This is a genomic window from Bacillus sp. LR--39 (assembly GCF_053613335.1).
In genome coordinates, this window is sequence record NZ_JBSIOT010000001.1 from 459,376 (window position 1) to 473,568 (window position 14,193).

The following is a 14,193-nucleotide window of genomic DNA, read 5'->3' on the forward strand; positions in this document are numbered from 1 at the left end:
GCACCTGAACAGAAGGTGTCATTTCTTTCTGTAAATAAGAAAAGGTGATGTCATGAGGAGAAATAAAAAGAAAATAGCTGTAAACAAAGAAAAGAAAAAATCACTGCCGATCCGGCTTAATTTTTTGTTTTTGGCCGCGTTTCTTATTTTCACTTGGATTATCGTCGAGCTTGGCATCAAGCAGATCGTTCAGGGTGATGATTATAAAAACGCCGCTAATAAGCAGGAGGAGTCTGATGTCAGCACGGCGGTTCCGAGAGGGAAAATATACGACCGGAACCTAAATCCCATCGTAACGAATAAAGCATTAAATGCGATTACATATACACGTTCAGCCTCAACCACCCAGGCGCAGCGTTTAAAAATCGCAAAAAAACTGTCGGGTATGATTAAGGTAAGCACCAAAAAGGTGACTGAGCGGGATAAAAAAGACTATTGGATGTTAACGAGGCCTGATGAAGCGAAAAAACTGATTACGGCCGAAGAAAAGCAAAAAGCTGAAGACAAAAAACTGTCTGACGATGATTTATATCAGCTTCAGCTGAAACGCATCACAGACAAACAGCTGAATGAACTCACTTCAAAAGACATGCAGATCCTTGCGATTAAAAGGCAGATGGATTCAGGCTACTCCCTGACGCCTCAATACATCAAAAATGAAGGCGTGTCGGCAAAAGAAATGGCCGTCGTCAGCGAACATTTAGATGAACTGCCGGGAGTTGACGTGACGTCTGACTGGGAACGGTCTTATCCTTATAAAAGCCTGATCCGGACATTGCTCGGCAGTGTATCCAGTTCGAACGAAGGTCTTCCGTCCAACCTGCTGGATCACTATCTGTCACTCGGCTACAGCCGGAATGACAGGGTCGGAAAAAGCTATTTAGAATATCAATATGAAAGCCTGCTGCAGGGTCAAAAAGAGAAAGTGCAGAACTTAACCGACTCATCCGGAAATGTCACGGGCAGCAAAGTGATTTCAAAAGGACAGGCCGGCAAAGACCTTGTTTTATCCATTGATATGGACCTGCAGAAATCCGTTGAAAAAATCATTGAGAAAAATTTAAAATCGGCAAAAGCGAGACCGAGCACGAAGCTTCTTGATCGGGCCTTCGTCGTCATGATGAACCCGAAAAACGGAGAAGTGCTGACGATGGCCGGCAAACAGATTACGAATGACCATGGAAAGTACAAAATTAATGATTATGCCCTCGGCGCAATGACTTCCTCCTATGCAATGGGATCGGCGGTCAAAGGAGCGACGGTGTTGACCGGACTGCAGACGGGCGCGATCAATTTGAACACCGTTTTTCAGGATGAACCTATGTATTTCAAGGGAAGTAAAAACCCGAAAAAATCATGGACGAATTTAGGTCCCGTAGATATCGAAAAAGCGCTTCAGGAATCATCAAACGTGTTCATGTTCAAAACGGCGATTGCTGTCGGTAAAGGGGAGTACAAAAAAGGCCAGTCCCTGCCGCTTGATATGAAGGCATTCGATACTTTCAGATACTACTTCAATCAGTTCGGACTCGGAGTTAAGACGGGAATTGATCTCCCGAATGAAGCGACCGGGTACCAAGGGTCACAGCGAATTTCCGGTCTTCTGTTAGACTTTGCCATCGGACAGTATGATACGTTTACACCGCTGCAAATGGCGCAGTATGTATCTACAATCGCCAATGGAGGCTATCGTTTGAAGCCTCAGCTTGTAAAAGAGGTCAGGCAGCCTGATTCGAAAAAAGGAATCGGAGCCGTTGTAGAGTCTGTTCAGCCCCAAGTACTGAACAAGATTGATATGAATAATGCAGATATTAAAGAAGTGCAGGCAGGTTTCAGACGCGTCATGACAAAAGGGACAGCCGCAACTGATTTTGCGACGGCGACATACAGTCCTGCCGGTAAAACGGGTACGGCGCAATCTTTCTATGACGGTCCGGACAAATCAGAGACGGGTGAAGGAACGTATAATACGACTCTTGTCGCTTATGCACCTGCGGATAATCCGGAAGTGGCTATTTCTGTAGTCGTTCCTTGGGCCTATATTGATTACAGCGATCGATATTCGATTACGAATGATATAGGAAGAGCAGCTCTGGACAAATACTTTGAGCTGAAAAAGAAACAAGAAGATAATAATACGAAGCAGAAAAACGAAGATAAAATTCAGGAAGACGCTGAAAACGGCAATACAAATCACTAACAGAAAAACGCTCACAACTTGTGAGCGTTTTTTTTATACAAAAAAACATCCGGATTTACAAAACCTTAACACTTGATTTATACGCATTTTACAAGAACCCTTTACTCTAGACCTGTAGGACAAATTACACATTAAATGCAGGGGGAATTCAGGAAATGAAAAAAAACAAATGGATGCTTATGCTTCTGATGGCTGCTGTTATGATTGTTGCTGCAGCATGCGGAAATGCAAAGGAAAGCGGCAAGACAGACAGTCAATCTGCAAGTGAGGATAAAAAAGCATCAGGTTCTTTAACCATTTCTGGTTCATCAGCCATGCAGCCGTTAGTACTGGCAGCGGCAGAAAAGTTTATGGAAAAACATCCGGATGCTGATGTGCAGGTGCAAGCGGGAGGTTCAGGAACAGGTCTTTCGCAAGTGTCTGAAGGGGCAGTGCAAATCGGCAACTCAGATGTCTTTGCTGAAGAAAAGGAAGGCATTGATGCAAAAGCCCTAAAAGACCACCGAGTAGCGGTAGTGGCGATGGCGGCTGCGGTCAACCCCGGTGCGGGCGTAAAGGATATAACCAAAAAACAGCTGACAGACGTCTTTACAGGAAAAATTAAAAACTGGAAAGAGCTTGGCGGTAAAGATCAAAAAATTACACTTGTGAACCGTCCTGATTCATCAGGAACACGCGCTACGTTCGTCAAATACGCGCTTGACGGAGCAGATCCTGCTGAGGGCATTACAGAGGATTCCTCCAATACAGTCAAAAAAATCATTGCGGAAACGCCGGGAGCTATCGGTTATCTGGCATTCTCTTATATAAACGATGACAAAGTAACGCCTTTATCGATCGGAGGCATCAAACCGGAAGAGAAAAACGTCGTCACAGGCGAGTATCCGATTTGGGCTTACGAGCACTCTTATACGAAAGGTGAAGCGTCAGGCCTTACAAAAACGTTTCTTGACTATATGAACAGCGATGAAGTACAGAAAAGTATCGTAAAAGATCAGGGCTACATTCCGATCTCTGATATGAAAGTCACACGTGACGCAAACGGCAAGCAAAGCTGAGGGGAGGGCGGGCTCCCCGCCTCTTCTTCTTTATAGGAGTGTAAACAAATGATAAATCACAGAGAAAAAGAGTCTGTAAGCGAACGCTTAATAAGCTCAAAACAAAACAGGCAATTGGATGAAGTCCGCGGAAGGGTGATTGTGTCTGTGTGTGCCGCGATTATCATTGCGGCATCAGCGGCGATCACAATTTTTCTCGGCATAAAGGGGCTGCAATCTTTTTTTGTAAATGGTGTAAGCCCGATTGAGTTCTTAACAAGTCTGAATTGGAATCCAACCCAGGCAAAACCTGAGTTCGGCGCGCTGCCTTTTATTTTCGGATCATTTGCGGTCACGGTTCTGTCGGCTCTGATCGCAGCGCCCCTCGGTATTGCGGGTGCCGTGTTTATGACGGAAATTGCGCCGACTTGGGGGAAAAAGGTGCTGCAGCCGGTAATTGAGCTGCTTGTCGGCATTCCGTCCGTCGTTTATGGATTCATAGGTCTTACAGTATTGGTTCCGTTTATCGGCTCTTTTAAATCAAGCGGAACGGGTCACAGCCTTCTGGCGGGGACGATCGTACTCTCGGTAATGATTCTGCCGACTGTTACATCGATTTCCGCTGATGCGCTTGCGTCACTTCCGAAACATCTTCGCGACGGTTCATACGCGCTTGGTGCGACGAGGTGGCAGACAATCAGAAAGGTGCTTATCCCGGCGGCGTTTCCGACATTGCTGACCGCTGTCGTGCTCGGGATGGCAAGAGCATTCGGAGAAGCACTCGCCGTACAGATGGTTATCGGAAATACAAAGCTTCTGCCGGAAAGCCTGCTTGATACGGCGGGAACATTAACGACGATTATCACGTTAAACATGGGCCATACCACATACGGCAGTATTGAAAATAATACGTTATGGTCTATGGGGCTTGTTCTTCTTATCATGTCGTTTCTGTTTATATTGCTCATACGCTACTTGTCATCTAGGAGGAAAGTGTAATGAACCGGAAAATAACGGATAAATTGGCCACCGGTGTATTCGGGTTATGCGCTGCTGTAATCGCGGCGATTTTGGCAGGATTGTTTTTGTACATTCTTATTCACGGCGTCTCTGAAATCTCCTTGCATTTTCTTACGTCAAAATCGAGCGCTATTGCGTCAGGCGGCGGAATACGGGATCAGCTTTTTAACTCCTTTTACATTCTGTTTATCACCATGCTGATCACGATACCGCTTGGTGTGGGGGGCGGCGTCTTTATGGCTGAATATGCGCCCCAAAATAAAATCACCGATTTTATCAGAACGTGTATTGAGGTGCTGTCTTCGCTTCCGTCCATTGTCATCGGGATGTTCGGCATGCTGATGTTTGTAAACCTGACCGGATGGGGCTACACGATTATCGGAGGCGCGCTCGCATTAACGGTCTTTAACCTTCCCGTTATGGTCCGGGTGACAGAAGGCGCGCTCACTGCAGTTCCTAAGGAGCTGAAAGAAGCTTCTCTCGCTTTAGGCGTATCGAGATGGCATACCGTCAAAACGGTGCTGATTCCGAGTGCGATTCCTTCGATTTTAACCGGAGCCATTCTCGCATCAGGAAGAGTATTCGGAGAAGCGGCCGCATTGTTATTTACAGCGGGACTGACAACGCCGCGGCTGAATTTTACCGATTTAAACCCGTTTTCTGAATCATCTCCTTTCAACATTTTCAGGCCGGCTGAGACGCTGGCGGTTCATATATGGAGTGTCAATACGCAGGGAATCATCCCTGACGCCGAAGCGATTGCAAACGGCGGCTCGGCGGTGCTGGTGATTTCGGTGCTCTTGTTTAACCTTTGTGCAAGATGGCTCGGGTCTGTCATTTATAAAAAGCTTACGGCAAATTAATCGGAAAGAGGCGAAAACATGATTGATTACATCATCAGGGAACAAGCGGAACAGACAAAGCGTTCGCCGGAGTCTTCGATTTTGGAAGTGAAGCATCTATCAATTCATTACGGTGAAAAACAAGCGGTTAAAGATGTAAACATGGATATTGAAAAACATGCGGTGACGGCTCTGATCGGTCCGTCCGGCTGCGGGAAATCAACATTTTTGAGACAGATTAACAGAATGAACGATGCCATTCCTTCGGCAAGAAGCGAGGGAGAGATTCTTTATGAAGGGCTGAATATTTTGGGGGAAGCGATTAATATCGTGTCTCTCAGACGGGAGATCGGTATGGTGTTTCAAAAACCGAATCCGTTTCCGAAATCCATTTACAATAACATCACACATGCGCTGAAGTATGCGGGTGAACGCAGGAAAGCCGTTTTGGATGATGCGGTCGAAGAAAGCTTAACGAAGGCTGCGCTTTGGGATGAAGTCAAAGACCGGCTTCATTCATCGGCTCTGTCGTTATCAGGCGGCCAGCAGCAGCGCCTTTGCATCGCCCGTACGCTTGCGATGAAACCTGCCGTACTTCTTTTAGATGAACCTGCTTCAGCTCTGGACCCTATTTCAAACGCCAGAATCGAGACGCTTTTGACAGAACTGAAAAAAGATTATTCGATTATTATCGTTACGCATAATATGCAGCAGGCGCTTAGGGTGTCAGACCGAACGGCTTTCTTTTTAAACGGGGAAGTGGTGGAATACGGGCAGACAGAACAAATTTTTACGAGTCCTAAAGCGCAAAAGACAGATGACTACATTAACGGAAAGTTCGGATAGGGGGAAGGACTGTGAGCCTTGTGAAGGAAGCGGTGCACACACATAATTTATTTGATATTCACGGCATGAACGTATGGTACGGAGCCCATCAGGCTTTAAAAGACATTACGATCGGTTTTGAGGAGCGGAAGGTAACTGCGATCATCGGTCCGTCCGGCTGCGGGAAATCCACTTTTATTAAAACATTAAACTTAATGCTGCAAATGACCCCGAATGTCAAAGTGACAGGCGACATGATCTATAACGGGCGCAATCTGCTGAAAGAAAAGACGGATGCGGCAGAATTAAGAAAACAGATCGGTATGGTGTTTCAAAAAGGCAATCCGTTTCCGCAGTCAATATTTGAGAATGTCGTGTACGGACCGAGAATCCACGGCGAAAAAAATAAAAAGAAACTGCTTGAAATCGCCGAGGAATCTTTAAAGGCAGCAGCGCTCTGGGATGAAGTGAAGGATCGCCTTCACCAGCAGGCGCTTTCACTGTCAGGCGGTCAGCAGCAGCGGCTGTGCATCGCAAGGGCGCTCGCCACCAAACCGGACGTCCTTCTGATGGATGAACCGACGTCCGCTCTCGACCCCGTATCCACGCGGAAAATAGAAGAGCTGATTTTGACATTGAAAGAAAAGTATACAATCGTCATTGTGACGCACAACATGCAGCAGGCTGCGAGGGTCTCTGATCAAACCGCGTTTTTCTATATGGGCGAACTGGTAGAGTGGGGGGATACGGGCAAAATATTTTCTCAGCCGGATCATCAAAAAACACATGATTATATCACCGGAAAATTCGGATGAAAAAAACGGGCCCGGCCATTGACCGGGTCCGTTTTATACTGTCTATTAAAAAAGCCTGCCGGCCGTATCCATCTGAATGGACGATGCCTGCAAGCTTTTTTAGCGGGTTAATGTTTTGACGATTTTTTTAAAGCTCATATCTGAGTCGACTTTGAAATGGCCGGCGCGGATTTCTTTATGGTAGCCTGCGTCAATGACGTAATCATTAAAGTCCTTCGCTGAAGGAATAATCCCTTCTTTTTCAAGAATGGATGACACATCAGCAGTGCTCATTCCGTCTTTAATCGTCAGTTTGTATGTTACTTTTTTCTTTTTGGCGTCTGTGTTTTGGTCGTTGTTTAACGATTTTTCTTTAGAATCAAGCAGTTTTTGATAGTCATCCCGGTTGACGGAGACTTTTTGCTGATCGTCGAGGTAGCTGTTTACTTCTTTTTCTGTCAATGCTGTTTTTTCGGTTTTAACGGCGGCTGCCTGGTCATGGTCAGTCAAGTAGAAGACAGCGGCGAGGACGGCCGTCGCTAAAATCATGCCTGCTGCAAAAGCCTGAATGCCCCGTTTTGTCATACGAGCACCTTCTCATTATCTTTAATAATGGTATTGACGTCCTCGACAGACACGTGCTCCGCTTTTGCGATGGCTTCCGCAGACATTCCGTTGTTATATTTTGAAATGATTTGTTTGGCGATTTTTTGATTAATGCCGCTGCTTTTGGCTTTGCGGATCACGAGGTTGGTTTCCAGCAATTCTTCTTCAAGCACCGTCATTTTCTTTTTCAGCTTGTAAATTTCCTGCATGGCGGAAAGCTGAAGCGTTTCAAGCTCCTGTTCCACATCTTTCATCGGATCTCTTTGAGAATATGAGAATGCAATAAGCGCTATACTGACGATAAACAACGCAATAATAGCAATTTCCACGTTTCATCACCTTCTATTATTAATTTGCCCTTCTTTTTTATACCATAAAACGCCGCCATTCTAAAGGAAATAGAGAAAAAAACGGAATTTTGTCGGGAAATCTTTTTTATTCGGGGAGCAAACGGTTATTTCTCTATAGATTTCGCATCAGAAAGCCCTTTTTTGTCCTGTTTCGTCATATTTTCCCTTCATCTGACGCAAGCTCATTCAGAGGATCAGAAGCGTAAACTGATGTTTTCTGCACTTAAACAACATTTCATGTAAATCACTCTAGCATTCCGTCCATTATAGTGGTATTATATATAAGTCTGAATAAGTAAATGATATTTAGTTTGGAGGGAAAATAATGCGCGTTAATATTACTTTGGCTTGCACTGAATGTGGTGAGCGTAACTATATTTCTAAAAAGAACAAACGCAACAATCCGGACCGCGTTGAATTTAAAAAATATTGCCCACGTGATAAAAAATCTACGTTACACCGTGAAACAAAATAAGCTGTTTAAAACAGCGGAAAAAGCTGGAGCTTTCAATAAAGTTCTGGCTTTTTTGTCTTTCAGGGAGGTTTGAGAAACGTGAAAGCACAAATCAGAACCGATATAAAAGCAAAGCTTTCTGACATGTCAGAAAGTGAATGGGAGAAAAAATGCCGCAGCATGCGTGAAACGCTGTTTTCTTTAAAAGAATGGAAACAGGCCCGCGTGATCGCCGTTACCATCTCGACACGCCTGGAAATTCCGACACGGCCGATTATTGAACAGGCCTGGAAAGAGAAAAAACAAGTCTGTATCCCAAAATGCTTTCCGCAGACGGGAGCGATGGAGTTCCGTACATTTTCTGCGTATGATCAGCTGGAAACCGTATATGCGGGCCTCAGTGAACCGATCGAGAGCCTGACGGAAAAAGCCGCCCAAAATGACATTGACCTTGTGATTGTGCCCGGCGTGGCTTTTGACCGGGAAGGCTTCAGAATCGGATACGGCGGAGGATATTATGATCGGTACCTCTCCGGTTATAAAGGCCGTACTGTGTCGCTTCTCTTTGACTGCCAGCTGACAGACCGCATTCCCCGCATGCCCCACGATATTCCGGTCGATATGATCGTGACTGAATCTGAAACCATCGCTTAATCGCATAAAAAACTTCTTGCACCGGAATAATTCTCGCTGTTTGACAAACGATAGGGGCAGGAGGGATAAGATGAAAAAATTGTTGATCTACTCATTATGCGCCGTATCTGTTTTAGCCGTTTACCAAAACCGCTACCGTCTGATGAACAGCGTGCTCAGCCAGCCGGGGATCAGACGGTCATTCATTCATTTCTTTTTAAAAATACCGTTTATCAGAAACAAATTCATTCAGCAGGCATTTTAAACAAATCCCGTTTTTCAGCGGGATTTTTTGCATAAGAAAACCTGCCGGTAAAAAACGGCAGGTTTTCTCGTATTGTCAGCTTTTTTTCAAGAAACCGAGCAGAATTGAGATCATAGGAGAAATGTACAGAAAAAAGGTAAACGGCAGGTAGTCGATGACGGAAACCCCTAATGCGCTTGCCATAAAAGCGCCGCTTACTCCCCAGGGAATCAGCGGGTTGATCAATGTTCCGCCGTCCTCAAGCGACCGGGCAAGGTGAATCCGCTTAATGCTGAGCTTGTCATATAATGGTTTATAAGATTGACCCGGAATTAAGATCGATAAATACTGCTCACCTGTCGCAAGGTTTACGCCTATACTTGAGAAGACGGTCGCCATGATAAGACGTCCTTTCGTATGCACGCCTTTTATCAATCCTTGAAGCAGCGCCGCGATCAGGCCCGTTTTTTCCATCAGGCCGCCGAGCGCAAAGGCGATCATGATCAGAGAGACTGAACCCATCATCGATTGGAGCCCGCCTCTGTTGATAATGCTGGCCACAGCCTGGTCGCCGGTTTTAAACGCTGTCCCGCTTTGCAGGGCGGATATAAATCCTTGAATGCTGCTGTCAGGAATAAAAACAGCAGTCAGAAGCCCTGCGGAAATAATACCGGCGGTAAGCACCGGAATCACGGAAACCCGTCTCACAGCTAAAATGATCACCAACAGAGGTGAAAGAAGCGACCAAGGCGTAACGTGCACGGCCTCTTTCATTCCGGAAATGACCGCCTCAATATTTTGCGTTGAAGCGGCATTTATTGAAACCGATGAACCGAGAATATAAAAAAGAACAATCGTGATCAGCAGTGCCGGAACGGTAGTGCCCATCATATGGCGAATATGCTTAAAAATCGGAATTTCGCCGATTCCGGCGGCAAAATTCGTCGTGTCGGACATCGGTGACATTTTATCACCGAAACAAGCCCCGCAAATGACTGCTCCCGCCGTCCATTCGAGCGGAACTCCCGCCGCGCTTGCTACCCCTAACAGCGCGACGCCGATTGTACTGACAGTTGTCAGACTTGAGCCGACAAGCGTGCTGATGATCATGCAGGAAAATAATGCGGTCAAAAGCAGCTGACTCGGCTGTATAATTGACAAAGCGTAAACGGTGACGGTGGGAATGGCGCCGCTGTACATCCAGGCGCCGATCAGCACACCGATCAAAGCCAGCACGATAATCGGCTGCACACCGTTTTTCAATCCGCTGACAATTCCTTTTTCAAGACTGTCCCACGAGAAACCGAGCCACAAACCTGCCAGAGACAGAATAATGACGCAAAAGAACAGCGGCATATGCGGCTCTGTATGAAAGAAAAACAGGCAGGACATAATGACTGCTAACATCAAGACAAATAAACTGATGGCTGAGATGAACGTCAGCCTTTTTTCTTGTTTCAAAACAACACCCCATCAAACTTTAATCCTTTTGTGCTTTTGGGCACGAAAGTATTGTAACAGAAAAACGCATAAATGAGTGTTTTTTTACAATTATGAATATACAATTTATGAAAATGACACAAGGATATTTTCTCCAATCGTTTTTTGCTTGACGCCCGGATCAGTGATGAAATACGCTTATATTAAGAAGAATAGAAATGGTGAAGCAGATGAATTCATTTTATGACGTGCAGCAGCTGTTTAAGTCATTCGGACATATCGTTTATTTCGGTGACAGACAAGCCGAAATTGACTTTATGAAAGATGAATTAAAGGAAATGTACTTGTCAAACGTGATTGAAAGAGAATTATGGCAAAAAGCCGCCGGAGTTCTTCAGAGAGAATCGGAGCGGATCAAAGGCAGATAACAAAGCAGGATTTTAATAAGAAAAGGGAGATTATTATGGAAGATACATGGTTTGCGGGGATTGATCTTGGCGGGACAACCATCAAGCTGGCCTTCATCAACATGTACGGTGAAATTCAGCATAAATGGGAAGTTCCTACCGATAAATCAGGAAACACAATTACGGTCACGATCGCCAAAGCGCTTGATCAGAAGCTGGAAGAACTGAACAAGCCGAAACGGATCGTAAAATGGATCGGAATGGGAGCGCCCGGACCCGTGGAAATGGCGACGGGAATGGTCTATGAGACGACAAATATGGGGTGGAAAAACTATCCGCTGAAAGACCATCTCGAGGCGGAAACGGGTATTTCGGCCGTCATTGAAAACGATGCCAATATCGCGGCGCTCGGAGAAATGTGGAAGGGTGCAGGTGACGGGGCCAAAGATGTCATTTTAGTGACGCTCGGAACCGGAGTCGGCGGAGGCATCATCGTCAACGGAGAAATCGTTCACGGTAAAAACGGGGCCGGCGGGGAAATCGGTCATATTTGCAGTATTCCGGAAGGAGGAGCTCCGTGCAACTGCGGAAAATCCGGCTGCATCGAAACGATTGCGTCCGCAACAGGCATCGTCCGCATCGCGAAAGAAAAGCTTGCGGCGGTTTCCGACTCTTCGCTCTTACAAGTGGATGATCTGACGGCACGTGACGTGTTCGAAGCGGCTAAACAGCAGGATAAGACAGCGCTTGAAGTCGTCGATTATGTCGCAAAACATTTAGGCCTCGTGCTCGGAAATCTGGCAAGCGCCATGAACCCGACGAAAATCGTGCTCGGCGGAGGGGTCTCTAAAGCGGGTGAAATCCTGCGGTCAAAAGTGGAAGAGACTTTCAAAATCACCGCGTTCCCGCGTTCTGCGGAAGCGGCCGATATTTCGATTGCGGCACTTGGAAATGACGCCGGAGTCATCGGCGGGGCGTGGATTGCCAAAAATGAATGGCTCAAACATCAAAACTGTTGAAGAAAGTCTGCCTGCCCATATCGCGGGCGGCTTTCTTTTTTTATCTCCCCTGTCATATAGTTTTTAAAAAAGGGGGATGAACATGGCGGGAATTCGTGTCAAACCTGAATTGAAACAGCATATGACAGATATTGCAAAGGTGCTTTCAATTGATGAAAAACTGTTGAAAGCCGCTGATAAAACGGCGGAAAGCGATGAATTATTTTGTCCCGGCTTTGCCGTGAGCGGGCAGTCAGAGGGTCCCCCGCTTGAGACGCTGAGCGGGCTTTCGCGATACATCCGGCGCTGTGAAAAGATTCTTTCCGCTGATCAATGGGTGAAGGAAGAAAAGGTGTACGGCTCCCAATCGGTTTATGAAGAAATTGAGAAAATAACAGATGTCTTTCCGTTTGTCACGTACCGTAAAATCGGCAGTTCCGTATTGGGAAAGCCGCTTTATGAGCTGAAAATAGGTGCGGATACGGCTGAAAGAAAAGTCCATGTAAACGCCTCATTTCATGCCAATGAATGGATCACCACCTCGGTCGCGCTTAAATGGTGTAAAGAATATTGCGCGGCATTATGCGAAAATAAAACCGTTTTCGGGCACTCTGCGCTTGATATATTCAGCCGGACATCATTGTCATTCGTTCCGCTCGTAAATCCCGACGGGGTTGATCTCGTACTTTACGGATGTGAAGATTTATCAGAAAAAAATGAATTTCTTAAACAATTAAATGAGCACCGCCCCGATTTCCGCGAATGGAAGGCGAATATAAACGGTGTGGATTTAAATAAACATTTCCCATCCAATTGGGATATTGAACAGAGGCGCAAACCGAAAGCCCCTTCATACCGTGATTTTCCGGGGACGGCGCCGCTCACTGAACCGGAGGCGCAGGCGATGCACCGGCTGATAACGGAACAGCCGCCTGACAGGCTGATCGCGCTTCATACGCAGGGAGAAGAGATTTATTGGGGATACGAAGGATGTGAACCGGAGCAATCATCCCGGATGATTCGGGAGTTTGAAGCGATAAGCGGAAACCGCTATCAAGGCGTTAAAACCATTGACAGCCATGCCGGTTTTAGGGATTGGTTTATACAGCAGTATGGAAAAGAGGGCTATACCATTGAGCTCGGGAAGGGAAAAAACCCTTTGCCTTTTCATCAGTTTGCTGATATTTATCAAGCGACGGAAGGTATTTTGTGGAGGTCGCTTGTTTTTTGAGACATCTGTGAAATTTCTCATTTGTTTACATAAACAAATATGGGACAATAGAAAAGAATGGGGGGAAGGCTGGTGAGATACTTGGTTTGTGTTCTGCTGTCCGCATTCGTTCTGTGTTTAGCGGCTTGTGAACCATCTCATCAGCAGCAAGACACAGGCGTTTCGGCAAAATCGGCAGAACAGAAAATCGTTCCGCTCAGTAAAAAAGAAGCGGAGAAAACGGAAGGATGGCTGGATAACAGAACGATCCTGTATACAGCACATCATCAGCTGATGAAATATGATCTTTTCAGCGGAAAATCCGAACGGCTCTATGAAACAAAGGGCAATATTGTCAATGTAAAGATCAGCCGGAAAAAACAGCTGATTCTCGTACAGGTGACAAGCAAAGGTCAGACTGAGCTTGTGCTTATGAACAAGCAGGGGAAAAGACTTTATCACAAAGCCTTTAACTCTTATGAGCTGGAGACGGCTTGGAATCCGTATGACCCGTATCAAATGATGATTACCGTTTTTACTGAAACATGGGACTTCACAGCCTATACGGCCGATATGAACAACGGCATTTTAAAAAAGAGTCCCGTTCAGGCCCCTTTTGTCCATTGGACCTCCACTGATGAATTCCAATATATCAAGCAAGGAAAAACGGAGGAAGAGGGTCCTTTATATTCTTATGACTTGCAGACAAAAAAAGAAAAAAGAGTGCTTCATCACGTCATCTGGGCTGATTCCCGCCCGGGCATGACGATTGCCGTCAGACAAACGGATCAATCGGACGGAGACGGCGAGTTCCTTTTCCAAAAGCCGGCATCCGTGACACACCGCTTTCCTCTCCAAGAAAAGTATGAGAGCTTTGCGCCGATGGAATATGATTACGATCAGACACATAAGCGGTTTTACATATTCAAGCCTGAAGGCCGCTCTTACAATCTGATCAGCTTTGACTTAGGAGACGAACGGGAGCGGACGGTGCTCAAAAACACGGAAATGGAGCCGATTCAGATCTCTCCGAACGGGGAATACGCTTTATACGGCTTTACGTATGACCGTCTGATTTCACTGAAAACAGGCATGACAGAACCAATCATAACAAATGAAAAAGGAGTTTGAAC

16 protein-coding genes are annotated in these 14,193 nt (G+C 45.9%); 13 read left to right on the forward strand and 3 right to left on the reverse strand.

Annotation, left to right across the window (positions count from 1 at the left end; all coding sequences use genetic code 11):
- Positions 1 to 52: 52 nt before the first annotated feature.
- The 6 genes from pbpA (at position 53) to pstB (ACWHAR_RS02555) (ending at position 6,739) form a co-directional block, all read left to right on the forward strand.
- Positions 53 to 2,200, forward strand: coding sequence for a penicillin-binding protein 2A (gene pbpA, locus ACWHAR_RS02530; protein ID WP_032873993.1), 2,148 nt, complete (start codon positions 53 to 55; stop codon positions 2,198 to 2,200).
- Between the two features lie 155 nt (positions 2,201 to 2,355).
- Positions 2,356 to 3,258 (forward strand): phosphate ABC transporter substrate-binding protein, encoded by a 903-nt coding sequence (locus ACWHAR_RS02535; RefSeq protein ID WP_007408304.1) that lies wholly within the window; start codon positions 2,356 to 2,358, stop codon positions 3,256 to 3,258.
- Positions 3,259 to 3,306: 48 nt separating this feature from the next.
- Entirely contained in the window at positions 3,307 to 4,236 is a 930-nt protein-coding gene (gene pstC, locus ACWHAR_RS02540; protein WP_007612605.1) for a phosphate ABC transporter permease subunit PstC, read from the forward strand.
- The gene (gene pstA, locus ACWHAR_RS02545) at positions 4,236 to 5,120 is read left to right on the forward strand and encodes a phosphate ABC transporter permease PstA (RefSeq protein WP_007408306.1); all 885 of its coding nucleotides are present in this window, start codon (positions 4,236 to 4,238) and stop codon (positions 5,118 to 5,120) included. Before pstC ends, pstA begins: the two co-directional genes overlap by 1 nt.
- Before the next feature lie 18 nt (positions 5,121 to 5,138).
- On the forward strand, positions 5,139 to 5,945 hold the full coding sequence (pstB, locus tag ACWHAR_RS02550; protein WP_032873995.1) for a phosphate ABC transporter ATP-binding protein PstB: 807 nt from the start codon (positions 5,139 to 5,141) through the stop codon (positions 5,943 to 5,945).
- Between the two features lie 11 nt (positions 5,946 to 5,956).
- Entirely contained in the window at positions 5,957 to 6,739 is a 783-nt protein-coding gene (gene pstB, locus ACWHAR_RS02555) for a phosphate ABC transporter ATP-binding protein PstB (RefSeq protein ID WP_032873997.1), read from the forward strand.
- Between the two features lie 99 nt (positions 6,740 to 6,838).
- Here the strand turns inward: pstB (ACWHAR_RS02555) and ACWHAR_RS02560 are convergent, their stop codons facing one another.
- Positions 6,839 to 7,303, reverse strand: a complete 465-nt coding sequence (locus ACWHAR_RS02560; protein ID WP_007408308.1) for an endolytic transglycosylase MltG — start codon at positions 7,301 to 7,303, stop codon at positions 6,839 to 6,841.
- Positions 7,300 to 7,653, reverse strand: a complete 354-nt coding sequence (locus ACWHAR_RS02565; protein ID WP_003153047.1) for a hypothetical protein — start codon at positions 7,651 to 7,653, stop codon at positions 7,300 to 7,302. The genes ACWHAR_RS02560 and ACWHAR_RS02565 overlap by 4 nt, the downstream gene beginning before the upstream one ends.
- A 346-nt stretch (positions 7,654 to 7,999) precedes the next feature.
- Between ACWHAR_RS02565 and rpmG the strand changes: the two genes are divergently transcribed.
- The 3 genes from rpmG (at position 8,000) to ACWHAR_RS02580 (ending at position 9,026) form a co-directional block, all read left to right on the forward strand.
- Positions 8,000 to 8,149, forward strand: a complete 150-nt coding sequence (gene rpmG / locus ACWHAR_RS02570) for a 50S ribosomal protein L33 (protein ID WP_003153056.1) — start codon at positions 8,000 to 8,002, stop codon at positions 8,147 to 8,149.
- Positions 8,150 to 8,227: 78 nt separating this feature from the next.
- Positions 8,228 to 8,782 (forward strand): 5-formyltetrahydrofolate cyclo-ligase, encoded by a 555-nt coding sequence (locus ACWHAR_RS02575; protein ID WP_032873999.1) that lies wholly within the window; start codon positions 8,228 to 8,230, stop codon positions 8,780 to 8,782.
- Between the two features lie 70 nt (positions 8,783 to 8,852).
- Complete coding sequence (locus tag ACWHAR_RS02580) at positions 8,853 to 9,026, forward strand: hypothetical protein (protein ID WP_007408311.1); 174 nt, start codon at positions 8,853 to 8,855, stop codon at positions 9,024 to 9,026.
- Between the two features lie 75 nt (positions 9,027 to 9,101).
- On the opposite strand, the gene nhaC is transcribed toward ACWHAR_RS02580, so the two are convergent.
- Positions 9,102 to 10,466 (reverse strand): Na+/H+ antiporter NhaC, encoded by a 1,365-nt coding sequence (nhaC, locus tag ACWHAR_RS02585; RefSeq protein ID WP_032874001.1) that lies wholly within the window; start codon positions 10,464 to 10,466, stop codon positions 9,102 to 9,104.
- 197 nt (positions 10,467 to 10,663) lie between these two features.
- Here nhaC and ACWHAR_RS02590 point away from each other — a divergent pair, with 197 nt between their 5' ends.
- The 4 genes from ACWHAR_RS02590 to ACWHAR_RS02605 all read left to right on the forward strand — a co-directional run bounded on the left by ACWHAR_RS02590 (position 10,664) and on the right by ACWHAR_RS02605 (position 14,191).
- Entirely contained in the window at positions 10,664 to 10,873 is a 210-nt protein-coding gene (locus ACWHAR_RS02590) for a YqgQ family protein (RefSeq protein ID WP_007612586.1), read from the forward strand.
- A gap of 35 nt (positions 10,874 to 10,908) precedes the next feature.
- The gene (gene glcK, locus ACWHAR_RS02595) at positions 10,909 to 11,871 is read left to right on the forward strand and encodes a glucose kinase GlcK (RefSeq protein WP_015417825.1); all 963 of its coding nucleotides are present in this window, start codon (positions 10,909 to 10,911) and stop codon (positions 11,869 to 11,871) included.
- An 82-nt stretch (positions 11,872 to 11,953) separates the two neighbouring features.
- The gene (locus ACWHAR_RS02600; RefSeq protein WP_032874003.1) at positions 11,954 to 13,081 is read left to right on the forward strand and encodes a M14 family metallopeptidase; all 1,128 of its coding nucleotides are present in this window, start codon (positions 11,954 to 11,956) and stop codon (positions 13,079 to 13,081) included.
- A 72-nt stretch (positions 13,082 to 13,153) separates the two neighbouring features.
- Positions 13,154 to 14,191: a YqgU-like beta propeller domain-containing protein gene (locus tag ACWHAR_RS02605; RefSeq protein WP_032874005.1), complete on the forward strand. Its 1,038-nt coding sequence runs from the start codon at positions 13,154 to 13,156 to the stop codon at positions 14,189 to 14,191.
- Positions 14,192 to 14,193: the final 2 nt, after the last annotated feature.